Consider the following 22,787-nt stretch of genomic DNA (forward strand, 5'->3'; position numbering starts at 1 on the left):
CATGAGAGCGCTTGAACGTTGCTACTTGTACATGCTATATTGTTGTCAAATGAACAAGGGACGACTCGACCGGCTTATGTGAGAAATAAGTGTGAAGCGGTCTCCCAATTAGCGGGTGTCTTCAAGAAGAGGACACCCGCTACATTTTTGCGTGGAGCCAAGTAACTCGCGGTTTGCTCCTGTTGGGTACGGGCGCCACACTGGGGGATTGAACCGGTGTAATTTGCCTCAGCCAACCAAGGTGGGTTCAGAGGCAGTGGGGGCTGCGAGCTTGGCTTGGGTGCGGGTGAGGCGGGAGACCATGAGGCCGATTCCTATGTATGCCACAGCAAAGAGGAGGACGATGGCCAGTGGGGGCAGCCAGGCGGTGGAGCTGCGGGCTGAGAGGCCTTGGCCGGGGGAGTCCACGCCCATTGCGGCGGTGACTGCGGCGCTGTACCACCAGCCGGGGGTGAGCTTGCCGATGGTCTGCATGACCGGGGGCAGGGTGGCGCTACTGGAGGCTCCAGAGGTGAACATGATAACCAGGCCGAAGGTGACCGAGACGGCGTTAATGAGCGTCGAAGAGGGGTTGAACTGGGAGAGCATGAAGCCGAATGCGGAGGCGGCTGCGATGAAAGCCAGCATCATCATAAAGCTCAGCGTGATAGGGCCCCAACCTAGGCTGGAGAGGGAGCTGCCCACCTGCACGGCGGTGGCCAGCGTGGCGGCGATCATGTAAACCCAAGCAACGACGCCCAAAATGAAGGCGGCTAGGAGCTCTTGGCCGTTCATGGAGCCGGTGGGCAGGGGCGAGGCGAGGAGGCGGCGGTGGCGGTCGGCCGAGCTGAAAGCGCAGAAGAGGGTAGCGATGCAGACGGTGAGTGCAGACATAAGCGGGTATGCGCCCAGGCTTACGGTTGAGGCAAAGCCGGCGGCCAAGGTGGTGCTGCTGGCTGTATTGGTGGCCTGCACTTTGATGGCGGGCTGGTTGCTGCTGTAGTGGGCGAGCGTGTAGTCCGAAGCGGTTTTGAGTGCGGCTGCATCGACCGGCTGCGGGGCTTGCGCTGTTTCCTGAGCCAAGCTAGACAGAGCCGCGGTGCGTAGGCCGTCAAAGTAGGAGTCGACTTGGAGCTGGGCCAAGCTGCCTTGGCTGGAATTGTAGGAAGCGGAGGCCTCAACCTTGGGGAAAGCGGGGCTCTGGGCGGTGGCGGTCTCTGGATTGCTGGTGGGGGGCGCGGCAGTAGTAGCGACGGCAGCGGCGAGCGAATCGTTGAGTTTGTCCACGAATTGCTGGCCGTAGCCTTCGGGGATAAAAACGGTCAGATTGCTCTTGCCCGAGACGTTGGCATCTTGCAGGGCTTGGGGGTCGTCGGCTACCTCCACCACGGTAGATGACTTTTTCAAGTAACTCTTTAAGCCTTGGCTCAGCTCACGCCCGGTTTGGCTGGCTTGGTCTCGGTTAATAATTGCGATTCTAGCCCGGGCCGGTTCAAACTGCCCAACGGAGCTGGAAGCCGTGGCTTTGACTGCCGACTGCATGAGGGAGCCGCCAATAATGAGCATAATAGCGCTCATGCCAACTAGGTAAAGCAAGAAATAGGACTTGTGTGCCCAGATGATGCGCAGGGCAGTTTTACAAGTACTCATAGCGTTGTCTCCTCAAAAGAATGGCGGCGCCAGCTAAGAAGAGGGCGCTCATAAGGGCCAGAATGCCGCAGGTGCGGGCGAAAGGTGCCAAGCTGTCGTAATAAACGATGTCGTAGAAGAGGTTGGCCACCTGCTTGACTGGATTGATTAAATGGAAGAAGGGTGCGCGCTCGGCAACTGCATAGTTGATATCCATCGACTGCGTGCCGTAGAGGCCGGCGAACACGGAGAGCGTGCAGTCTAACGCTACGGTCAGCCCCATTTTGGTGGGCAGCGGAACCTTCGGAATTGAGCCCACCAGCGTGCCGAAAGCGGTAGACATGAAGGTGCCAATCGTAATCGCCACTAGGGCTATGAGGTCGCGCCCGCCTGATTCCACCTTGCAGACCGTGCGGATAAACACGTAGGCCACCAGCAGGGAAACGAAAGAGAAGAGCCAAGAGGCAAGGAAGGCGCCGGACGCTTGAAGCCACTTGGGCTGAGGCGAGGTGGAGCGCCGGGCGCCTAGGGCCGAAAGATTGGGCTGCGTGTTGCCAATCATGGCCGCAGTGGTGGAAGCGCCCAGCAAACAAGCCATGCCCAAGACGGCGAAGAAGTAGGGCGCGGTCACGGTGGGCTTCAGGTGAGTCAGGCGAATCTGGCGAGTATAAGTGTCGTTGCCAGACAGAATTTGCGCTTGAAAACTGGGGTTTGCCAGCAGCCGAGGGTTGGTTTTTGCTACGGCTGCAAGGGCGGAACCGGTCTGGTTAAGGCGGCCAAAAGAGGACGCCATAATGCTGACCGTGATGCCCTTAGTGGCGGAAGAATCGGACTGGATTTCGGCCGCATCTTTGCTGGAGAGGACCATGTTGACCTGGCCTGCATCGTCGGCATAAATGTAGCCGATGTCTTGCTGGCGGTTCAAGCGCTGCCGGGCTTCACTTGCCGAGGATACGGCAGTGGAGTCAATAAGATGGCTGGTCGTATCCTCGCCGCTTTTGCTCGATTTTGCCTCTCCCGATATGGCTTTTACAAGCTCCTGAGCCCCGCGGTTGGCCTGCCAATTGCTGTCGTTGACTACGGAGAAGGGCTGGGCGGCGATAGTATAGTCATCTTGAATATTGCCAATCATGCCCATAAGCATGGCCGCTAAAATGACCGGGAAAGTTAAGACCCAGAAGAGGGCAGAGGGGTTGCGCGTCGCGGTTTTGACGTTGAGTTTGAATGAGTTCCACATAAGTGCTCCTTAAGGCGGCTGGACTGCTGACTGTTTGCGCGGTTGCGCTCTAGTCGCGCAGTTCCTTGCCGGTCAGTTCTAGGAACACGTCGTTGAGCGAGGGCGGGCGGCTGGTGAGATGGCCGTAAGAGGTGCCCGTGCTTTCTAAGACTGCCAGCACATCTTGGAAGTTGTGCTCGCCTTGGCGGCAGTGAATAACCAGCTCTTGGCCATTGTATTCGGTGGTCTGAGCTAGGGGGAGGGCGCGAATCTGGGCTAGGGTGGACTCGCTAATGTCGAGCGTTTCGACCGTAATTTGCTCGCCCGCTTCGACCATGCCCTTGAGCTCGTCTGCGGAACCGAGCGCGATGCGGCGGCCGTGGTCCATAATCATGATGCGCGTGCAAATTTGCTCGACTTCTTCCATGTAATGACTGGTGTAGACCACGCTCGCACCCTGGGCGTTGAGCCGCTCGATGCCCTCCAAAATGGCGTTGCGGCTCTGCGGATCCACGGCCACGGTGGGCTCGTCGAAGAAGATGAGGTCGGGCTGGTGGGCGATGCCACAGGCGATGTTGAGGCGGCGCAAGAGGCCACCTGAGAGCTTGCCGGGGCGGAACTTGCGGAAGTCGCCCAGGCCTACGAAGTCGATGGCCTGCTCGACTAAGTCCTTGCGCTCGGCTTTGTTGCTTACGTAGAGCGAGCAGAAGTAGTCGATATTCTCCTGCACATTCAGCTCGTTAAAAACGGCCATATTCTGCGGAACTACGCCGATTCTGCGCTTAAGGTCGTAAGCCGTGGGGCTCATTTCCTTGCCAAAAATGCGCACCGAGCCCGAGTCGAAAGTGAGCAGGGAGAGGATGCAATTGATGGCGGTGGTCTTGCCCGAGCCGTTGGGGCCCAGCAGGCCGAATACTTCGCCGCGCCGCACGTCCAAGTCAAAGTGGTCCAGGGCCACCATATCCCCATACCGCTTCACCAACTTGCTCGCGCTCAGCGCCGGCCCAAAATTCTGTAAACTATCCATATCCCCATCATTCCACCCCACCCCCGCCACCCCCAGTGACCCCAGTCACCACTTGCGCCCGCCTCCGCCCTCCGCCCCATGACATTTGTCACGATTTCTACGCGGCTTGATGTTTATGGTGGATGGCGAACAGAGTTGGATTACAAATCGCGGTACTCTAAGATGAGTATGAACAGGCGAAAGGGGTAGATATGACTATGGTCTATTACGGCATCCCGCTGTCGGAAGATGTGATTTATCAGGGCGAGCGCAAGGCTCGTGAACAAGGCAGCTCGTTTGTTTTCGCAGCTACAAGAGTACGCCAGCAAGCTTGCTCAAGTCGGAGCCGATGAAGACGAGACAGTGTTGCACAATCAGGAAGAAATAAGAGACCATTTCGGTGCAATAATGCGCAAAGTTAGGGAAGAATGTGTATGAGATTGTCCATAGCGAGCTGACTTCTGGCCGGTTCCTTAAGCGCTGGCCGACTCAACGATGATGTCGCGCGGGCTAAGCACAAGTTGCGCAATGAGGTTGGCCAACTAATGGGACGAATCATAACGCGGTTGGGGCTTGTTGGGCTTTGTGCTTTGTGTGGGGGTTGGTGGAGCGGCGGTTTTTCTGAACCGTTGGCGGCCGGGTTGGTGGCTGTGGTGGCTGCTGGTGGCTTTTATGAGTGGTTGTGGCCGCGAGATAGCGCTTTGTGGGCCGATGCTGTACTAGCTCTCGTCTCGATTGCTCTTCCGATTTGGCTTGTCTTTGTACCCGTCCTCGCCTTCGACGCTGGTCTCAATATGGGCGTTTGGGGCTCGGAATCTATGGTTGAAGTTTCGACTTTCCGCTGCGGTCGCAAGCCTTGGCGTTCTTGGGTTGTGGACGTTTGTGGAAGATCGCAGCGTGAGGCAACCTCTTCTTGGTTGTTCTTAGTGCTCATTCCGGCGCTGGCGTGGATGCTCCCTATTGCGATAGGTCTCGCGCGATTCCGCGGTTCTTTGCAAATGGCGGCGCTTGTGATTCTGCTGGCATCTGTATTAACGTTTCTGGCCGGAGCTAATAGCGCTCGCTTGCAAGTGGCCAACCAGCGCATGATGCAAACCGAAGACCTACGGCGGTATACGGTTCGGCAAATGCGGGCCCGCATTGGGGATTTGGGCGAGCAGCGGGCTCATGCTGAGCGGACTGCGCGGTTGACTGAGCGCACTCGCATTGCCCGCGAGATTCACGATAATGTGGGTCACCAGCTTACTCGCGCCATTATGCAGGCTCAGGCCGGGCAAGTGCTGGCTCAAACTCAGGGAGACGACATTGCTGCCCGCTCTTTTGCTGAGTTGGGGCAGACTTTAGACGGTGCTATGACTACGATTCGCCGGTCGGTGCACGATTTGGAAGATGAGGGCACAGACTTTGCGGCCCAGATTCAGTCGGCGGCTTCTTCGCTGGATTTGGGCGGTGCTGGGCAGCTGGACATCACTGTTGAAAACGATATCGCATCGGCTCCGGCACCAGTAGCTCGCTGCCTTGCCGCGGTGATTCGTGAGGCTCTCAATAATGCGGCCCGCCACTCGCCGGCTCGCTCAGCTTCGGTGGTTTTGCGCGATTTGCCCGCTTTTTGGCAGTTGGTAGTGCAAGATGATGGGCGTGTTCAAGCCTCTCGTGCAAGTGGCGAACAGCCTGGCCCCGGTGGGCTCGGCATGACCAAGCCGGTTGTGAGTGAGCCGGTGGCGGGCGCTAGCATGGGGACTGGCGGTCATGCCCAACGCTCGGCTGGCCTTGAACCCTTGCGGGGGATGGGATTGGCAGATATTGAGGCGAGGGCCAGGGCTTTGGGCGGTACCGCAGTGAGTGGGCCCAACGAGCGCGGCTGGCGGGTGTTTGTATCACTGCCCAAGGAGCCTTGGAATGGCGCGAGCGAGAAGGAGTAGAGCCATGAAGGTTGCCATTGCAGACGACGACGCTATTGTGTGCTCGTCGCTTTCCACTATTTTGACCGCAACGGGCGCTGCGCAAGTGCTTTGGACTGCCAACGACGGCCAGGCTGCGCTCGACTGCTATATGGCGGAGGGCGGCAGGCCAGATGTATTACTAATAGACGTGCAAATGCTTGGTATGGATGGCCTAGAGGCTGCCGAGCGCATCATTGCATTCGATGCCGCTGCCCGCATTTTGTTTCTCACTACTTTTGCTGACAAACACTATATTTCGCGCGCTCTAGCACTGGGGGCGAAGGGCTACTTGATTAAGCAAGACGTGTCTTCGGTGGTGCCCGCTTTGCAGGCGGTGATGGCTGGCCAAGTGGTCTTGGGTTCGGAGACTTTGGCTCAGCTCTCCCTAGGTGATTCGGGGCCGAAGTCTGAGCTTCAGGCTGAGTCTGTGCTCGAGTCTGCCGCTGATTCTGAATCCGAAGCTAATCCCAGAAAACCAGGTAGGCAAGCAACCGACGACAAGCAAATACTTGACTTAGTCAATCAATTACCGCCTCGCTTTCAATCCCTCACCAGCCGCGACTGCGAAATAGTTGCCCTAGTTTCCGATGGCCTAGATAACCACGCCATAGCCGCCAACCTCTACCTCAGCGAGGGCACAGTCCGCAATCGCATCTCTGCTATTCTGTCCAAAACCCACCTCGCCAATCGCACCCAACTAGCCGTCGAGTGGCTCTCTGCTCGGGAGGGGTAGGGGCGGGTTTGGGTGCTTGCTGATATGTTTTTGAAGTATGCGCTGCTGCTCTGTCTCTTTGTCTCTTGTTAATTATATATTATATAAATAAGGGTGATGAAATGCTGGCGAAGGGAGGTGGTGGTGTTGGAATATAAGACTTTGGCGCGGATTTTTCATGCGGATCAGTCGGGTAATGACGTGGGCAATCATGAGGCTTTGGCTTGGCAGCGGCTGGAGGCAGATTCGAGTTTTCGGACGGGGATTGTGACTTCTTTGGGTGAGCTGTTTGTGGCGATGCCTCGCTTCTTGAGTTTGCGTATGGAAGAGCTGCTGTGCGCTGAGCGGCAGGTGGCGCACTTGTGGGAGGCTATGCCTGTGCAAGTGCAAGAGCACTATGTTGTTCAGGCCATATCAGAGGAGCTGCTGACCAGTAATCAAATGGAAGGTGTGCGCAGTACTCGGGCGGAAACAGATGCTGCGGTGAGGGCAGCAGCAAAGGAGTCGGGAAGTGCTCGGGGAGTGCGCTTTGGCGAGTTTGCCAAGCTCTATATCAACCTGACTCATCGGAAAGCCGCGCCGCCTCAGTCTTTAGAAGATATTCGTAGGGTTTACGATGCTGTCGTCTTAGGTGAAGTGGCGGAGGAGGACTGGCCAGATGGCGAGCTGTTTCGTGCTCACGATGTTGACGTTCATGGGCCGCATGGGGTACTTCACCAGGGTGTGAGTGGCGAGCTTCGTATTGGTTCCATGCTGACTAAAATGATGGACTTACTCAACGACTCTCAGATACCGAAACTTCCAGCTGCCATTATGGGGCATTTTCTCTTCGAGTATGCACATCCCTTCTACGATGGTAATGGCCGCACGGGGCGCTACCTACTGGCCCTATCCCTTGCTGATTCCTTAACACTGCCTACCGTACTCTCGCTTTCAAGGATTATAGGGGAGCATAAAAACGCCTATTACAAGGCTTTTGTGGAGGCAGAAGATAAGCTCAACTGTGGCGAATTAACCTTCTTTGTTGCAGCCGTGCTGGACTTTATTGCCCAAGGGCAGGCTGAGCTGATTGAGCTCTTCGAGGTTCAGGCGGGGCAGCAGACCAAGGCTCAAGGCTTGTGCAGGGAGCTGGTCCAAGAAGCTGACCTCCCTAAGCCTGCCGCTTCTCTGTTAGAAACTCTCATGATTGAGCACTTATGTGGTATCCGTCAGGGAATGACCCTCGACGAGGCATCCGAGCAGCTCGACTTGGGGAAGCAGAGTGCCCGTGCATACTTGGGGCAGCTCGAAGGGGCTGGATTAGCTCAATACGTAGGCAGGCGGCCCTTGAGACTGGCGGTGTCAGAGGAGATTGCGGGGCAGCTCAGGCGGGAGTAGGCGGACTAGGGGAGCCTTGGACTAGGTAGGGCTGGCCGGAGAGGGCGCGGGTGGCTGCATCTTGCATGGAGGCGGCTGCGATGCCTTGCTTGGCAAACATGACTACTTGTCCGCTCACTCCGTAGGGTGAAAAGCCTTGGAATTGCACGACGGGCGGGTTACCGGGCATCATGAGAGAGCCGGTGGCGCGCTCAACGGTTTTGGCGATGGCTTGAGCGCAATCGTTGAGATTTTCGCCTCCGCGAACAGTGAAAGAGACTATCGCTACCGCTTCGCCGGCAGCAGGAATCTTCTCTAAAGCTGTAGTGTTGAGCACCGAGTTGGGAATCCACATCTCATTGCCTGCGCGGTCGACCACAATAGTGTTGCGCCAGTTGATGTCTTTAACGGTACCGGTAATGCCTTGTAAGGAGATGATGTCGCCAGGCTGAATCACCTTGCTGAGCATGAGCCCAAAACCGCCAACAATGTTGGCAATCGTATCTTTCAAGCCTAGTGATAAGGCCAAGCCGGAAACGCCAAGAGCCGTAGCCACAGTAGTAGGGTTGATGCCGAACACGGGCTGAAGCACGCTTGCCGCAGCGAAAACCCAAATAACTGCCTTAATGATGTTAACGAAAATTGAGGCAGAAGGAATGACTGTGCGCTCTAAGGTGCGGCGCATGATGACCGAAACAAACCGAGAGGCCAAAGCCGCGCAAATCACGACGACCACAAGCAACACAATACGGCCCGAGTTATGCTTCAACCAGGCCAGGGCAAGATCGCTCAACTGCATAGCCGAGCGCCCCGGATCCGTTTCAACAAGCGTCATATCACTCAGATTCCTCCCGTATGGAGCTCTGACTGCCACTGTATGCTCCTTGAAAACTTATTGTAATCGCAGAGGAGCCGACTTGCTGAGAGCGTGATAGAACACGCCGGGCGCTCGCTGGCGCTATGGTTTGCAGTGGCTCAACGGCGTCCGCTAAAGTGTTTATACAATAATGCCGATTCCAAAGGGGTAAAGCAATGGCTGAGATTAACGACCAGAATCTAGCAGACGGGCGCAGCGAACGGGAGCGCATGCTGGCAGGTGAGCTCTACAATGCGGGCGATCCGGAGTTGGCAGCTTTGCGAGATAAGGTCCACGAGCTCTGCCGCCAGTACAATGCCCTGCCTGAGACTGCTCGCCAGGAGCGCGAAGCGATTATGAAGGAGCTCGTGCCAGATATGGGTACGGAGAGTGAAATTTTGGGCCCGGTATTCTTCGATTACGGCATTCACACCACCATCGGCAGTCGCGTGTTTGCCAACTTTAACTTCTCCGTGCTCGATGTGTGCCCGGTCACCATTGGAGACAACGTGATGATGGGCCCCAATGTCTCGCTAATGACGCCCCTGCACCCCCTGTGCTTTGAGGATCGCAACCTGCGCAATTCCGCGTCCGGTGAGCCTTTTGACTACGAATATGGCGCTCCCATCACCATTGGTTCGAACTGCTGGTTGGCAGCAAACGTGACGGTGGTTGGCGGCGTCACCATTGGCGAGGGGTCCGTCATCGGTGCGGGCTCCGTAGTAACTCACGACATTCCAGCCCACACTCTGGCCTACGGCACCCCTTGCAAGCCCATCCGCCAAATCACGGAGGCCGACCGTATGACCATGCCCACGCGAGTTCCCGAAGCCAAGTAATCCAAAGAAATGACTGCTTGACCACACTGTGTGAAGAAAGTGTGAAATAATATCTTCTACCCGAAATAGTTTTGGGTAGAAGATATTCTATATAGAGATGTTGTGATTCCTATATCAAGCAGTGGGAGGTGTGACTATGACCTATGCGGAGGAAGCGTTCGAAGAGCTCTCTCGTTTGGTTATGGAACACCGCAAGTCAGTTCCCGACCAAGTGAACCGGGCGGCGCGCGGAGAATCAGTCGTTTTGCGAGCGCTCGAACAATTCGGCAGCCTCACTCCCTCGCAACTTTCGAAAATTGCTCACCTAAGCTCAGGCAGGGTCTCTTCACTCCTGAAATCGTTGGAGGAGAAGGGATTTGTGAGCCGAGAGGGTGATGAGCAAGATCGGCGCAATGTGCACGTCTCCATTACTGAGGCGGGCAGCGAGCGCAACCGAAAAGCTCACGAGATGATGAGGGAAGATATTTGCTGGGTATTTGAACAAATGGGCGAGACGCAAACCCGCGAATTCATCCGTTTAGGTTCGCTCTTTTGCCGCTACTCAGGCTTGCGTTTTCAAATGCGAGTAGGCGAGAACCAGACGGAGTTAACTGCCGGCTAAAGCAGTCTAGTGGGCGGCGTGATACATACGCTCGCTCACAGCCCACAACCAAAAAATTTGAGGCGCCTGTCTCGCAAGAAGTCGAACCGTTTCGATGCGTTTAAGGCCTAGCCTCCTATCAACTTCCCACCAAGGCCCGGCTCTCTTCGCTGGGTCGTGAGTTGGGCAAGCAAGAGATATAAGCACTTGAAATGCTTACCGAAATATCAAAAGGATGAGCGCAATGATACGAATCTGTCGTTATCTGTCCAAAAGCGAGGTGGGCCAACTCTTCTTGGTCATCGCCTTCATTGTGACGCAGGTGTGGCTGGACTTGAAGCTACCCGATTACATGGCAGACATCACCCGTCAGGTGGAAACTCCGGGCAGTCAGATGAGCGAGATTTGGCAGGCCGGCGGCAAGATGCTCCTAGTCTCCTTCCTCTCCCTGGCCTGCGCCGTGCTCACCTCCTACTTCGCCGTGCGCGTGGCTTCGTCTTTCTCGCAGCACTTGCGCTCGCTGGAGTTTGCCAAGGTGGAGTCCTTCTCGACTGCTGAGCTGGGCCAGTTCTCAACCGCCTCGCTCATTACTCGCTCTACCAACGATGTAACCCAGGTGCAGATGTTTATCACCATGGGTCTAGTCATGCTCGTTAAGGCCCCAATTATGGCCGTTTGGGCCGTCTGCAAGATTGCGGGCAAGGGGTTTGAGTGGACTATGGCTACCGGAATTGCAGTCGTGATTCTCTTGGTCATCGTGGGGCTCTTAATGGCCTTCGTAATGCCGAAGTTTAAGCGGATGCAGGCCCTGACTGACAATATCAACCAAGTGGCTCGCGAAAACCTGACCGGCCTGCGGGTGGTACGTGCTTACAACGCTGAAAACTATCAGGAAAGCAAGTTCACCAAGGCCAACGACGAGTTGACCGGAACTCAGCTCTCCACCACCCGCGCGATGGGCCTGATGATGCCAGTGATGAACACTATTATGAACGGTCTCATGCTGGCCGTCTATTGGATTGGCGCCTACTTAATTAATGCCGCCGGCTTCCAAGATCGCATCACCCTCTTCGGCAATATGGTGGTCTTCTCCTCCTACGCCGTGCAGGTCATCATGTCCTTCTTGCTTATGAGCATGGTCTTCGTGCTCTGGCCGCGCGCCGACGTCTCCGCCCACCGCATTATGGAAGTGCTCGATACTAAGCCCTCCATCACCGACGGCAGTGAGCGCTCCGGCAAACCTGGCAGCGAAGGTCAGGTAGCTTTCCATGACGTATCCTTCACATATCCCGGCGCTTCGGCCCCGATTCTGGAGCATGTCGACTTCTCGGTCGATAAGGGCCAAACGATTGCCTTTATTGGCTCCACCGGCTCGGGCAAGTCCACGCTGATTAATCTCGTGCCCCGCTTTGCCGACGTCTCGGGTGGTGAAGTCATGGTCGACGGCGTAGACGTGCGCAACTACGAGGTGAAGGCCTTGCGAGACAAGATTGGCTACGTGCCTCAGCAGTCCTTCATGTTCCGCGGAACTGTCGAGTCGAATGTGGCTTACGGCGACCAAGCTGAGGGTGTGAATGATGCCGAAAAGCTTGAGCGCGTTAAGGAAGCGGTGGGCGTGGCTCAGGCTGAGGAGTTCGTCTCCGGCATGCCCGATACCTATCACTCGGATATCTCCCAAGGCGGTTCTAACGTATCAGGTGGTCAAAAGCAGCGCCTCTCCATCGCCCGCGCCGTGTGGAGGAAGCCGGAGATTCTGATTTTCGACGACTCCTTCTCGGCTCTCGATTTTAAGACCGACCGCGAAGTGCGCGACGCTTTGAAAACTCAGATGAAGGGGACCACGATGATGATTGTGGCCCAGCGCATCGGCACCATCATGGATGCCGACCAGATTGTGGTCTTGGACCAGGGCCGCGTCGTAGGTAAGGGCACCCACCAAGAGTTGCTGAAAACTTGCGAGGTCTACCAGCAGATTGCCAAAAGCCAGCTGACCGAAAAGGAGCTGGCCGCGTGAGCCCGTCGCATTTGCACACCATATTGATGCTTGAGTTAGTTTTTACAAGGAGTTTGAATAGACAATGAGTACAGCACAGCGTTCGGCGGCCGCCCGGCCGTCTCGGGGTGGGCATGGCCCTATGGGTGGCCCCGGACCGGTGGAAAAGCCGGAGAGCTTCGGTACAGCCATGAAACAGCTGGGGCGCTTCTCGAAGCGATACATTCCAGCCGTTATTGTTGCTTTCATTTTTGGTGCGGTAGGAGCTGCCTGCCAGATTGTGGGCCCGGAATGGCTGAAGAAAGTCACCGATGCTATTGCCAAGGGCATGCCCGCAATCGTCCACGGCAAGCCGGTTTTGGGTTCTATCGATTTGGCTTATGTGGAGCGCATTTGCTTCGTATTGGTGGGCCTGTACGTGGGCTACGCCGTGTTGACCTATGTGCAGTCTTGGATTATGGCTACCATGACCCAGCGTACGGCTCAGAACTTGCGTGAGGCAATTTCGGAGAAAATCAACCGTCTGCCCTTAAAATATTTCGACAAGGTCTCCTACGGTGACGTGCTGTCGCGCATTACCAACGATGTAGACGCCATCGGCCAGACCTTAGGGCAGAGCTTGGGATCGCTCGTTATATCGATTACCACTTTTGTGGGCTCGCTCATTATGATGTTCCTTAATAACGTAACTATGACCTTCGTGGCCATCGGTTCAGCAGTTGTGGGCACTATCTTAATGATGGTCATTATGAAGTTCTCCCAAAAGTATTTCGTGCGCCAGCAGATTGCTCTGGGTGATGTAAACGGTCACGTGGAAGAGAAGTATGCGGGCCACGTAATTGTCAAGGCCTACTCGGGCGAAAAAGACTCGATTGAGGAGTTCGAGCGCTACAACGCAGACCTCTACGAGTCGGGCTGGAAGTCGCAGTTCCTCTCCTCGCTGATGATGCCTCTGATGAACTTCGTAGGCAACTTCGGCTACGTGGCAGTGTGTGTGGTCGGTGCTTCCCTAGCCATGAACGGCACTATTACTTTCGGCGTGATTGTGGCCTTCATGATGTATATTCGCCTCTTCACACAGCCCCTGAGCCAGTTCGCGCAGGCCTTCCAAAACCTCCAGCGCACGGCTGCTGCTTCCGAGCGCGTCTTCGGTTTCCTCAACGAGCCCGAGATGGATGGCGAAGAAGGCAAGCAAGGGCTGCTGGGTGAGGGCAAGCCGGTCGAGGGCCACGTCAAGTTTGAGCACGTGAACTTCTCCTACGATGGTGAGCACAAGGTTATTCGCGACTTCACTGCCGAGGCTCAGCCGGGCCAAAAGGTAGCGCTAGTTGGTCCCACTGGCGCTGGCAAAACGACCATGGTCAACCTGCTCATGCGCTTCTACGAGCTCGACTCGGGCAGTATCAGCATCGACGGCATTCCCACTTGCGATGTGCCGCGCTGGAATGTGCACGACCAGTTCTCCATGGTTTTGCAAGACACTTGGGTATTCCGCGGCACTGTCAAAGAGAATATCGTGTATGCCAAGAAGGGCGTAAGCGACGAGCAAGTAGTGGAAGCGTGCAAGGCTGTGGGCCTCGACCACTTCATTCGCACCCTGCCTCAGGGCTACGACACGGTTTTGACTGACGACACTTCACTCTCCCAGGGCCAACGCCAGCTGATGACCATCGCCCGCGCCATGGTGCAAGATGCGCCCATCCTGATTTTGGACGAGGCTACTTCTTCGGTCGATACCCGCACCGAGGAGCTGATTCAAAAGGCTATGGATGCTCTGAGCAAGGGCCGCACTTCCTTCGTAATTGCCCACCGCCTCTCCACGATTCGCGACGCTGACCTAATCCTGGTTATGAACCACGGCCAGATTATCGAGCGCGGTACCCACGACGAACTGCTCAAGCAGGGCGGTTTCTACGCCGACCTCTACAACAGCCAGTTCGCCTCCGCTGAGCTTTTGGCCTAGGAATTCCTGCGAGACGATGCATCCAGAGAGGGCCGGAGCCAACCAAGCTCCGGCCCTCTCTGCCTTTTCATTGAAGGGTCATTCTTTTTGCTTGCTCTGAGGAATAGATCAGCACTGAGAGTGAAAGTATAAAAAGGATAAAGAACAGCAAGACACAAATCCACAAAAGATTCGACTGTGATTGGTTGAACTGGGTATAGAGGTCGGCATGCTCGTCGCTATAGACTCCAGCTTTCATTTGCATATAGACAGTGAGAGCTAAGCCAAGGAAGCTCAGAGCGTTCATGATAATCGCAAGCACTTTCATAGGTATCTCCCTCCACAATCTTTAGCTAAAACCAACTAGTTAAAACGTAGCCATGGATGGGTAGTAGTTTACGGTTAAAAGCAATAAAGTAGCTCTCCACCGTAAATGCCAGCAAAATGCTACGGATTACACATTTGCGTTCCGCGTCTCATGATGTTCCCATATCGTTAAACACTAACCAATCGAATACAAAAGCGCAAAAGGATTATAAGAATAACTCAATATAGCTTCATTGCGTGAGTCCATATATATGTGATTGCTCTGTTTTGCAAAAGCGCCCCATTGCACTTGTACTATAGGCAACGGATATTTTGTTCTTTATGGTGCGCGTGTGTTGGTGAATGACAATGGTGTTGTTTGTTGTTGGGGTGGTGTGTATACTGTGGGAACGTTATGCCGTGTTGGGGGATACAGTTCGGCTGTTGGTTGTTTATTTTTTTTGCGTGTGTTTTGCCTGTGTTGGGCTAGGGGTGATGGATCGTGTCGAAGCTCTCGATGGTGGTGAGCAAGGTCGTATTGACCGCGATTTCTGCATGCCTTTTTGGCGCGGTTACGGTGCCTGCTGGTGCTGCTAGCTTGACCCCCCCCCCCAGGACTCTGTAGCTTCAGCTTGGGCTGACTCATCACACGCTTCTGGTGCAACAACTGCCACTACCAGCACTGATACAGCTTCTACTTCTGCTGCTGCTTTTTTAAATTCTGCTGGTTCTGTTGATCCTGGTGTAACAACAGAGGGTTCCGCGGTGAACACTGCTGCTAATACGGGGTCAGCTGCTCATATTGCTTCTCCCTCTTCTCCTTCTCCTTCTCTCTCTTCTCTCTCTTCTTCTGTTGGTAAGAGTACTGCTGTTTCTGGTTCTTCTTTTTCGGGTTTGTTGGGTGCGGTGAGTTCTGGTTGGGGTGGGGCTCTTGGTTGGGTGAGGGGTTCGTGGGGTAAGGCTACTGCCACGGTTGATCGTTGGGCTGCTGACGCGTATGAGGTGCTCTCTCCCAGGATTGAGGCTGGTACTCGTTCGGTTTCGATGGTGGTGTCTGCTGATGGTACGCCGCCGTTTGATGTGGTGGATAAAGCTGGTGATGATGCTAGTGATCATAACGGTATTGTGCGTGTCAATGATTTGATTACGTATCGTGTTGATTTTGGTGTGTCTGGTGTGCATTCGGCGAATACTACGGTGCGTATTGTGTTTCCTAAGGGTTTGATGCTTGATAGGTTGCCTGCGTTTTGTGGTCAGGGTTCGTCGCTTGTGCCGGCGAGTGCTGGTGAGGTGAGTTTACCGTATACAGCGAATTCTGTTGATGACCTGTCTGAGCAGACGTTGTCGTGCAATGTGGGTGATAGGGATGCCGCTGCTGAATCGTTTGCTGTGTCGGTGAAGGTGAGTAACGCTGTTCATAACAATGCTGTACTTACTCCCAAAGCGTTAACTCTTAAAGGTGACAACCTTACTGATGTAGTAACGAACAAACCGTTGCCTAGTGTTCGTGCTTCCTCTTCATTGAAGTGGGATTTGACTATGAACGGCATCCAAACAGATGAAAACACGGGTGGAACTTGGGGGCCACTTTTGGCATATTGTCCACAAGACAGCACTCGTATGTGTATGTTTACGGGATATTCTTTAGCAATTTATTCTAAGGCGAATGGTAAGGGTGCTATGCCTGCAACTGAGCCCGTTACTGTAACTGTCGATTTGTCTCCGAGGAAGCTATTTCCGGATTTGACGGAAGCTCAATACCAGCAGTTGGAAACCCCAAGTGGTAGGGCAAAGTATGGGGCATCTGTGCACGATGATATTAACTTAATAGGGTGGGCTCCTAATTTTGTAGCGCCAAGAGGCAGTACTGATAAGTCGGTACGTGAATCTGGCAATGTAACTTTTTCACAACCGGCTGGACCCAGCACGGCTGCAACAATTTCAATTGCGAGCACTGATTGGTCTCTTAAGACTGTACCTAAAACTGATACATCTGGACGTGCTGTTCCTGCGGAGTATGCTTACGCTGTGTCTGTGCCACTATCTGTATATGTGCCGATTGACACGATTAAAGAATTTGGCTACTACAGCAATGGAACTTGGAGTATTCAAACGCGGCCCACATATACGAATATACGGATGAAAGGATTTGAAGCTGGCGATGTACTGACTAGTTCAGAACAGCCAACATATAACGATTATCGTCAACTTCCTTTGTGGGTGAGAATTCCCGGTGGATTCGATGCAGTATTTGGCGGTATTCCCGGTGACCCCAATAATACTCCAGGGCAAATATTTGAACCGGGCATGTCCATACAAGTGGCAGGTCTGCCGGGTGGTGGAACCTATCGTAGCGGTGAAAACAAGGCTGCTCCTGGGCAGCGTGTAGTTACGCAGTTATGGCTAGGTGGTTCGAACTCTGGTATGCCTACCCCTGTTACACACCTGTCATGCAGCGCTTGGGATAGTACAAAAACACAGCTGACTAGACTTAATTTACCAAATCAGATTAAAGACACCTTGTATGGTTATCCAGTTCATAATGAAGCTGTATGGGTGTCGGGCATGTGGAATGATGACTCATGGACGGTAAATGACCCTTCTCGCGCGCCACACTTAGAAGTGCAATATGCCGGTACTGCCACACAGCCGTCTTCTGGTGCTGATTCAAGCTGCAGTGCTGGAGTCACTTGGTATGATGCGCCAGAGAAAGTGCCCGGTAATGATCCTACTAAAGCTGCTCAAGGTATATATACGGCAGTAAACAGGGTGCGCACATACGTAGTAGCTCCCGATCCTGTTGGACTTGTTGCTTCTCGGGTTGCTGTCACTATTCAGATTGGGCTAACGGTCGCTGCGGATAATATGCCTGATGGCACACTCTTACCTATATGGTCCACTGATATAGAAGTTGATAGAGAAGTCTCTTTCGCGGAAGCATTGGCATCACCTGAGACTTGGGTGTCGTCGTATAATTCGGCTGATCATTCTGGTGCTCCGGGTGATCGTTTGAAGTTGGCGCATGCGAGGGTGGGTGTGGCTTCTGGTGTGCGTAAGGGTAGTTCTGGTGTGTTTGTGCCTCAGGTGGCGGCTACTGGTGGGGATGTGGTGGAGTTTGAGTTGCGGGCGTCGTTGACGTCTGCTGGTGGTGCTGATCCGGTTGGTCATTCGGTGTGGTTGGAGGATTGTTTGCCGGCGGCGTTGGAGTATGTGCCGTCTGATGGTAGGGGTGGTGGTACGAGGCCGGTGCCGAGTGTGGTGCAGTCGTCGACTCCTTCTGATGCGAGGCGTCCGGCTTGTGCTGTGGGTGAGACGTATGTGCGGTGGGTGTTTGATGGTCAGGTGGTGAATGATCCTGTTCCTGTGGTGGTGTTGGCGGCTAGGGTGTCTGGTGCGGCTGATGATGGTTCGTATGTGAATAGTGTGGTGGTGTGGTCTGATGCGGATCAGTCTGATTTGGTGTCTCGTACGTCGACGGTTGCTGTGCGGGTTGACAATATTATTGGTGTGGCGGTTGATAAGCGTAATTTGACGGCTGCGGTTGAGGTGAATCGTATTGGGGCTAAGCAGGTTGAGTCGAATGTGTGGGAGTTGAGTTTACGTAATTCGCAGCCTACGACTGGTGGGCTTACTAATCCTGAGCTGGTTGATGTGTTGCCGGTTTCTGGTGTGGCGGGTAGTTCGTTCTCTGGTACGGCGAAGCTTAAGTCGGTGACGGTGACTCGTGGTGACTTACCGGGTAATGCGGTTTTGGTGGAGTATACGAGTTCTTCTAACGTGCCCAGGGATCCGAAAGTGGCGGTGCCTGCGTCGGTGAAGTGGTGTTCGCAATCGCAGTTAGGCTCTGCTGGCTGTCCTGTGACTGTTGCTGATACGAAGGCGGTGCGTCTTACTCGTCCGGGTGTGTTTGCGTCTGGTGAGTCGATTAGTGCGACGGTGGCTGTTGATGTGGTGGGCGATAAGACAGGTGATGTGGTTTCGAACACGGCGTACGCCAAGATAACTGGTTTGAAGGATTCGGTGGGTCCGGTTGATCGTGCGCAGAAGATTGTTGGCTCGTCCCTGTCTGGTCAGGTGTGGTGGGATTTGGATGGTGGGGGTGTTCGTGATGCGAGCGAGCCGGTGGTGAAGAGCTTGTTGGTGCGTCTTGCGGGTACGGATGGTTTGGGTAATGCGGTGTCTACGTATACGTGGACGAATGGGTCTGGTAAGTACTCGTTTATGAACTTGCGTTCTGGCTCGTATCGGGTGAGCGTGGATAAGAGCAAGTCGGTTGGCTTTACGAAACAGTCTCAGGGTTCGGATCGAGCTATTGATTCTGATGTTGATGCTAATGGTGTGGCAAACGTGACCCTGCCGGTGGCTGGTTCAGAAGGGTCGTCCTCTGATGCTGGCTTGCTGACGGGTTCGCTGTCGTGGAGTAAGGTGACGGGTCCGACCGCTGGTGGTGTGAAACCGTTGGCTGGTTCGCAGTGGAAGATTACCAGTGCTTCTGGCGGTGCGGTCTCTGATGTGACAGGCACTTCACTGGGGTTGGTTGTTGATTGTGATACGTCTGGCGCATGTCAGGCAGGTCAGGTTGATGTTGACCCGGTTCGGGCTGGGTTCAAAGTAGCGTACCTGCCTGCTGGCTCGTATGTGTTGACGGAGACGAAAGCACCACCAGGGTATGTGGCTGATACGAAAGAGTACGCGTTCACGGTTGATTCGGCTCATGTGAGTGTGGATTTGGGTCGGATTGTGAATGTGCAGCAGCGCATGCCTGGCCTACCGCTTACTGGTGGGGTTAGTGTGATGGCTTACTTGTTGCTTGGTTTGGCGTTCTTGTTGGGTGCGGGCTTGTTTGGGGTGTCACGTTCGCGTCGGTTGCTGTCAACGCTGACGAGGGGGCGGCATCAATGAACAAGCTGATAGGTGTGGTACCTCGTTCTTGTGCGTGTGCTGGTGTGCATTGTGCTGGTCGCTTCGTGACTTGGCTTGTATCCCAGTGTGTTACTCGGATGGTTGTGTGTGCTGGTGGGGGTAGTCGTGATGGTCCTTGACTGGTGTGACTAGCCGTGGGGGAGTGGCTGGTGGTGAACAGTGTGCCTGTTTGCGTGGTTTAGGCCTGTGTGGCTTGGGTTGTGTGATGGGTGCTTAACAGTGTGTGAACAATGGTGTGCCGTTAACGCTTTGGGGTTGGCGGTGTGAAGGAGAAGATGATTATGAAACATGTAGGTGTTCGGGTTTGGGAGGCTGCGCTTGTTGCGGTGTCGTTGGCTTCGTTGGGGTTGACTGGTGCTGCGGTAGCACTGCCGTCGGCTCCTGAGTATGGTGATATTGATCAGTCGAAGACTGGATCAGTGATTATTCATAAGCACGAGCGGCAGAATGGTACGAGTGAGACCGCCTCTCCTGATGGTTCAGCGAGTATTAGTACGCCGGGTATTGAGGATGTGGAGTTCACCTTGTATCGGGTGGCTGGCTTGGATATGAGCGATCCCGCGACCTGGGATGAGATGGCCACCTGGATTGCTCCTTCCGTACTGGATGATGCGTCGGCTGCTACGACCACGATTAACAATCACGCGCTTACTACTCCGGGTGTGAAGGTAACCACGGATGCGACTGGTTTAGCGACGGCGTCTAACTTGCCGGTTGGCGCGTATGTGGTGGCTGAGACCCGTCACCCTTCCCAGGTAGTGGATATCGCTCAACCCTTTATCGTGACGATCCCCTTCCCTGATAACGCCCGCCCCTCAGGAGCCACCAATGGTTGGCTCTATGATGTGAACGTGTACCCCAAGAACGGTGTGGGCTCCATCGACAAAACAGTAAGTGAGCAGACTGGTCTTGGTTTGGGCTCTATTGTCTCCTTCCCGGTCACGGTTGGTGTGGCGAAGATAGCAGACAACGCCAGCTTCTCGTATTATGTGGTGCATGATCCGATGGATAGCAGGCTCACTGATGTGAAGGTGGCATCGGTAACAGTAGACGGTACGGCTGTGCCGGCCACGCATTGGAAGGAAACAGTAACGGGTCAGGATGTGGACTTGTCGTTTACTCAGGCTGGTTTAGCGTGGTTGAAGACTATTGCTGGTAAGCAGATCGTGGTTACTTTCCAGGGTAAGGTCAACTCGCTTGGTGCTGACGGTATTATCCGTAATAAGGCGGAACTGTATTCGGATACGCAGGTTACGCCTGACCCACCCGTCACGCCTCCTACGACTCCTCCGTCTAATCCTCCGACCGCTCCTCCTACTTCTCCTGAGGTGCGAACTAATTGGGGTGACGTGGTTATCAGCAAGTTGGATGCGGCTGACCATAGTAGTGGCTTGTCTGGTGCTGAGTTTGAGGTGTATGAAGCACAAACCCCGTACGCGGCCGATTGCTCAACCGCTCAAGCCACCGGCAACGCGTTGACCGTAAGCTCAGGAGCAAGTTTCGTCACCGCTGTTGGCGGTAAAGTCACCATCCCTGGCTTGTTTGTCTCGGATTCGAAGAACGCTCCCGCCGACGCAGCTCAACGCTGCTACGTGATTAAGGAGATCAAAGCACCTGCTGGTTACGTGTTGCCTACCGGATCGGCAGCGTTTACCCCGGTAACCGTGAAGACTGGTGTCACGAACGGTGTTGATGTGACGGTTGAGGATAGTAAGAATAGTATGCCCCCTCTGCCGTTAACCGGTGCTGCAGGCCTAGTGGTCTTGACGGTGGCTGGCGTGTTGTTACTGGGTGCGGCTGTGTTCCTTGTTATTAAACGCCGCGCTTAATTGTCAAGTGTGGTGTGGGTTCGTGCCTGGCAGGTAGCTTCCCCCAGATAGTTTGCCGGGCTGCTTGAGTAATAGTGGTAGAGCAGGGTTAGTCAGATTCTCTTACTTGGCTAGCCCTGCTCTTTCCCGCTTATAAGGGGTCCAGTGTGGTTGAGTGAGGAGGGGGGTAAGTACATGGTTAAGAAACCACTCAACAAAAGCGTGAAACCGGCTAAGTCTGGTCGTGGTTCAGCCTTACTCGTGTTCGTCTTAGTGCTAGCCGGTACGGTTTCGCTGCTCTATCCTACGGCGAGTTCGTGGGTAGCGCAGTACGAGCAGTCCAGGCTGATAGCCCACGGCGTGCCTGACTCTAGGACAGAGGACCGTTCGAAAGCGCAACATGAGTTGGCTTTGGCTCGCGCTTACAACGATGACCTGCATGCGGGCGCATCCTACCGGGCAAACACGAACCAGCCTGTGAGTAAAGCTGGTAAAGACCAGCACGAGCAATACTTGAAAGCGTTAGACGCGGGCAACGGGTTGATGGCGCGCTTGCAAATACCCGGCATCCGCCTTGACCTGCCGGTTTACCATGGTACTAGCGATGACACCTTACTGCAAGGAATCGGCCATCTAGAGGGTACCAGCCTACCGGTCGGAGGCCAAGGCACGCACGCCGTACTGACCGGGCACAGAGGTTTAGCCACGGCTACAATGTTTACCAACCTAAACCAGGTTAAGGAAGGTGATCGGTTCACGCTTTCTAGTTTCGGTGAGGTATTAACCTACGAGGTAGTTAGAACCCAGGTCGTTGACCCTGACCAAACACGTAGCCTGAAACCAGTAGAAGGCCAGGACCTGGTTACTTTGGTGACGTGTACTCCCTTGGGTGTGAACACACAGCGCATTTTTGTTACTGGTCAGCGTATTTATCCCACACCGGAGAAGGATAAGAAAGCCGCAGCCGCGCGCCCTACGATCCCGGATTTCCCCTATTGGACTCTTATTATCGCAGCAGTGTTCTTGGGTGACACGTACTGGCTCTACCGCAATCTAAAAACCGAGAAACACAGTGTTCTAACCGGTGAAATACCCGCCGGGCCCAAACATAAGCACATACGCCGAGCAACTGCCGAGCATAAGCAACAAAACAAGTATGAAAAGAACAGCAAAGCAAAATTGTGCTCAACACAGTGAAAACATTTTATTCAATGCTACACAATAAAATAGGAAAGACGGCTTACAGTTACATATTAAAGGAACGATGAGAAGGATTCTCCGGTGGATGTGGTTATCGGAGAATGTTTCAGTGGCCACTTCTAAACACGGTCCGAGCTTGCTCTTGGTCCATACTTGAGGTAAGATAGAGAAGTTGTGTGTTTGAGTCTACGCTCATGTTGCGGAATCAAATGCACTGGAAGACTTAGAAAATAACGTCAAAGGGAGTCATCATGGCAGCTCGTTGCGCAGTGTGCGGCAAGGGTCCTCGCGCTGGTTTCAGTGTTTCGCATTCGCATATTCGCAATAAGCGCGTCTTCCGTCCCAACCTACAGTCGGTTCACACTACTGTCGACGGTGAGAACATGCGCATTCGCGTCTGCGTCAAGTGCCTCAAGGCTGGCAAGGTGCAGCGCGTAGCTGCCTGAGTCACCTCGGCCAATACTTATAGACCTCCAGAGTTCTCTCTGGGGGTCTTTGT

General features: G+C 54.4%; 17 protein-coding genes. 12 read left to right on the forward strand and 5 right to left on the reverse strand.

Annotation, left to right across the window (positions count from 1 at the left end; translation table 11 throughout):
- Positions 1 to 228 precede the first annotated feature (228 nt).
- The 3 genes from R8377_RS01380 to R8377_RS01390 are packed head-to-tail and all read right to left on the reverse strand — an operon-like array spanning position 229 to position 3,851.
- On the reverse strand, positions 229 to 1,629 hold the full coding sequence (locus R8377_RS01380) for an ABC transporter permease (RefSeq protein ID WP_317643181.1): 1,401 nt from the start codon (positions 1,627 to 1,629) through the stop codon (positions 229 to 231).
- Positions 1,616 to 2,845: an ABC transporter permease gene (locus R8377_RS01385; RefSeq protein ID WP_317643182.1), complete on the reverse strand. Its 1,230-nt coding sequence runs from the start codon at positions 2,843 to 2,845 to the stop codon at positions 1,616 to 1,618. Before R8377_RS01385 ends, R8377_RS01380 begins: the two co-directional genes overlap by 14 nt.
- 49 nt (positions 2,846 to 2,894) lie before the next feature.
- Positions 2,895 to 3,851 carry an ABC transporter ATP-binding protein gene (locus R8377_RS01390; protein ID WP_317643183.1) on the reverse strand — a complete coding sequence of 319 codons (957 nt, stop codon included), beginning with the start codon at positions 3,849 to 3,851 and terminating at the stop codon, positions 2,895 to 2,897.
- 191 nt (positions 3,852 to 4,042) lie between these two features.
- Here R8377_RS01390 and R8377_RS01395 point away from each other — a divergent pair, with 191 nt between their 5' ends.
- The 4 genes from R8377_RS01395 to R8377_RS01410 all read left to right on the forward strand — a co-directional run bounded on the left by R8377_RS01395 (position 4,043) and on the right by R8377_RS01410 (position 7,862).
- Complete coding sequence (locus tag R8377_RS01395) at positions 4,043 to 4,183, forward strand: hypothetical protein (RefSeq protein ID WP_317643184.1); 141 nt, start codon at positions 4,043 to 4,045, stop codon at positions 4,181 to 4,183.
- Between the two features lie 192 nt (positions 4,184 to 4,375).
- Complete coding sequence (locus R8377_RS01400; RefSeq protein ID WP_317643185.1) at positions 4,376 to 5,752, forward strand: sensor histidine kinase; 1,377 nt, start codon at positions 4,376 to 4,378, stop codon at positions 5,750 to 5,752.
- Between the two features lie 4 nt (positions 5,753 to 5,756).
- Positions 5,757 to 6,506: a response regulator transcription factor gene (locus R8377_RS01405; RefSeq protein ID WP_317643186.1), complete on the forward strand. Its 750-nt coding sequence runs from the start codon at positions 5,757 to 5,759 to the stop codon at positions 6,504 to 6,506.
- 123 nt (positions 6,507 to 6,629) lie between these two features.
- Complete coding sequence (locus R8377_RS01410) at positions 6,630 to 7,862, forward strand: Fic family protein (protein WP_317643188.1); 1,233 nt, start codon at positions 6,630 to 6,632, stop codon at positions 7,860 to 7,862.
- On the opposite strand, the gene R8377_RS01415 is transcribed toward R8377_RS01410, so the two are convergent.
- Positions 7,849 to 8,640 (reverse strand): mechanosensitive ion channel family protein, encoded by a 792-nt coding sequence (locus R8377_RS01415; RefSeq protein ID WP_317643653.1) that lies wholly within the window; start codon positions 8,638 to 8,640, stop codon positions 7,849 to 7,851. The genes R8377_RS01410 and R8377_RS01415 overlap by 14 nt on opposite strands.
- Before the next feature lie 233 nt (positions 8,641 to 8,873).
- On the opposite strand from R8377_RS01415, the gene R8377_RS01420 reads away from it, so the two are divergent.
- The 4 genes from R8377_RS01420 (at position 8,874) to R8377_RS01435 (ending at position 14,072) form a co-directional block, all read left to right on the forward strand.
- Positions 8,874 to 9,536, forward strand: coding sequence for a sugar O-acetyltransferase (locus R8377_RS01420; protein ID WP_317643189.1), 663 nt, complete (start codon positions 8,874 to 8,876; stop codon positions 9,534 to 9,536).
- 136 nt (positions 9,537 to 9,672) lie between these two features.
- Complete coding sequence (locus R8377_RS01425) at positions 9,673 to 10,137, forward strand: MarR family winged helix-turn-helix transcriptional regulator (RefSeq protein ID WP_317643190.1); 465 nt, start codon at positions 9,673 to 9,675, stop codon at positions 10,135 to 10,137.
- A gap of 223 nt (positions 10,138 to 10,360) precedes the next feature.
- On the forward strand, positions 10,361 to 12,130 hold the full coding sequence (locus R8377_RS01430) for an ABC transporter ATP-binding protein (protein ID WP_317643191.1): 1,770 nt from the start codon (positions 10,361 to 10,363) through the stop codon (positions 12,128 to 12,130).
- A gap of 121 nt (positions 12,131 to 12,251) precedes the next feature.
- Positions 12,252 to 14,072: an ABC transporter ATP-binding protein gene (locus R8377_RS01435; protein WP_317643654.1), complete on the forward strand. Its 1,821-nt coding sequence runs from the start codon at positions 12,252 to 12,254 to the stop codon at positions 14,070 to 14,072.
- 67 nt (positions 14,073 to 14,139) lie between these two features.
- Here the strand turns inward: R8377_RS01435 and R8377_RS01440 are convergent, their stop codons facing one another.
- Positions 14,140 to 14,379 (reverse strand): hypothetical protein, encoded by a 240-nt coding sequence (locus tag R8377_RS01440; RefSeq protein WP_317643192.1) that lies wholly within the window; start codon positions 14,377 to 14,379, stop codon positions 14,140 to 14,142.
- Positions 14,380 to 15,122: 743 nt separating this feature from the next.
- Between R8377_RS01440 and R8377_RS01445 the strand changes: the two genes are divergently transcribed.
- From R8377_RS01445 to rpmB, 4 genes are all read left to right on the forward strand, one after another.
- Positions 15,123 to 19,259: an SdrD B-like domain-containing protein gene (locus tag R8377_RS01445; RefSeq protein ID WP_317643193.1), complete on the forward strand. Its 4,137-nt coding sequence runs from the start codon at positions 15,123 to 15,125 to the stop codon at positions 19,257 to 19,259.
- 302 nt (positions 19,260 to 19,561) lie between these two features.
- Positions 19,562 to 21,109: a SpaH/EbpB family LPXTG-anchored major pilin gene (locus R8377_RS01450; RefSeq protein ID WP_317643195.1), complete on the forward strand. Its 1,548-nt coding sequence runs from the start codon at positions 19,562 to 19,564 to the stop codon at positions 21,107 to 21,109.
- A 174-nt stretch (positions 21,110 to 21,283) separates the two neighbouring features.
- Positions 21,284 to 22,285, forward strand: coding sequence for a class C sortase (locus R8377_RS01455; protein ID WP_317643196.1), 1,002 nt, complete (start codon positions 21,284 to 21,286; stop codon positions 22,283 to 22,285).
- A gap of 254 nt (positions 22,286 to 22,539) precedes the next feature.
- Complete coding sequence (gene rpmB / locus R8377_RS01460) at positions 22,540 to 22,734, forward strand: 50S ribosomal protein L28 (protein ID WP_317643197.1); 195 nt, start codon at positions 22,540 to 22,542, stop codon at positions 22,732 to 22,734.
- Positions 22,735 to 22,787: the final 53 nt, after the last annotated feature.

Origin of the sequence: Bombiscardovia apis (assembly GCF_033095945.1) — a bacterium.
Lineage (GTDB): Bacteria > Actinomycetota > Actinomycetes > Actinomycetales > Bifidobacteriaceae > Bombiscardovia > Bombiscardovia apis.

What these genes read in the sequence shown, in the direction of transcription:
- R8377_RS01400 (WP_317643185.1), top strand. Translation starts at nt 4,376, where the DNA reads ATGGGACGAATCATAACGCGGTTGGGGCTTGTTGGGCTTTGTGCTTTG.
- R8377_RS01395 (WP_317643184.1), top strand. Translation starts at nt 4,043, where the DNA reads ATGACTATGGTCTATTACGGCATCCCGCTGTCGGAAGATGTGATTTAT.
- R8377_RS01435 (WP_317643654.1), top strand. Translation starts at nt 12,252, where the DNA reads ATGGGTGGCCCCGGACCGGTGGAAAAGCCGGAGAGCTTCGGTACAGCC.
- R8377_RS01380 (WP_317643181.1), bottom strand. Translation starts at nt 1,629, where the DNA reads ATGAGTACTTGTAAAACTGCCCTGCGCATCATCTGGGCACACAAGTCC.
- R8377_RS01390 (WP_317643183.1), bottom strand. Translation starts at nt 3,851, where the DNA reads ATGGATAGTTTACAGAATTTTGGGCCGGCGCTGAGCGCGAGCAAGTTG.
- R8377_RS01385 (WP_317643182.1), bottom strand. Translation starts at nt 2,845, where the DNA reads ATGTGGAACTCATTCAAACTCAACGTCAAAACCGCGACGCGCAACCCC.
- R8377_RS01405 (WP_317643186.1), top strand. Translation starts at nt 5,757, where the DNA reads ATGAAGGTTGCCATTGCAGACGACGACGCTATTGTGTGCTCGTCGCTT.
- R8377_RS01440 (WP_317643192.1), bottom strand. Translation starts at nt 14,379, where the DNA reads ATGAAAGTGCTTGCGATTATCATGAACGCTCTGAGCTTCCTTGGCTTA.
- R8377_RS01455 (WP_317643196.1), top strand. Translation starts at nt 21,284, where the DNA reads ATGGTTAAGAAACCACTCAACAAAAGCGTGAAACCGGCTAAGTCTGGT.
- R8377_RS01420 (WP_317643189.1), top strand. Translation starts at nt 8,874, where the DNA reads ATGGCTGAGATTAACGACCAGAATCTAGCAGACGGGCGCAGCGAACGG.
- R8377_RS01430 (WP_317643191.1), top strand. Translation starts at nt 10,361, where the DNA reads ATGATACGAATCTGTCGTTATCTGTCCAAAAGCGAGGTGGGCCAACTC.
- R8377_RS01450 (WP_317643195.1), top strand. Translation starts at nt 19,562, where the DNA reads ATGAAACATGTAGGTGTTCGGGTTTGGGAGGCTGCGCTTGTTGCGGTG.
- R8377_RS01415 (WP_317643653.1), bottom strand. Translation starts at nt 8,640, where the DNA reads ATGCAGTTGAGCGATCTTGCCCTGGCCTGGTTGAAGCATAACTCGGGC.
- rpmB (WP_317643197.1), top strand. Translation starts at nt 22,540, where the DNA reads ATGGCAGCTCGTTGCGCAGTGTGCGGCAAGGGTCCTCGCGCTGGTTTC.
- R8377_RS01425 (WP_317643190.1), top strand. Translation starts at nt 9,673, where the DNA reads ATGACCTATGCGGAGGAAGCGTTCGAAGAGCTCTCTCGTTTGGTTATG.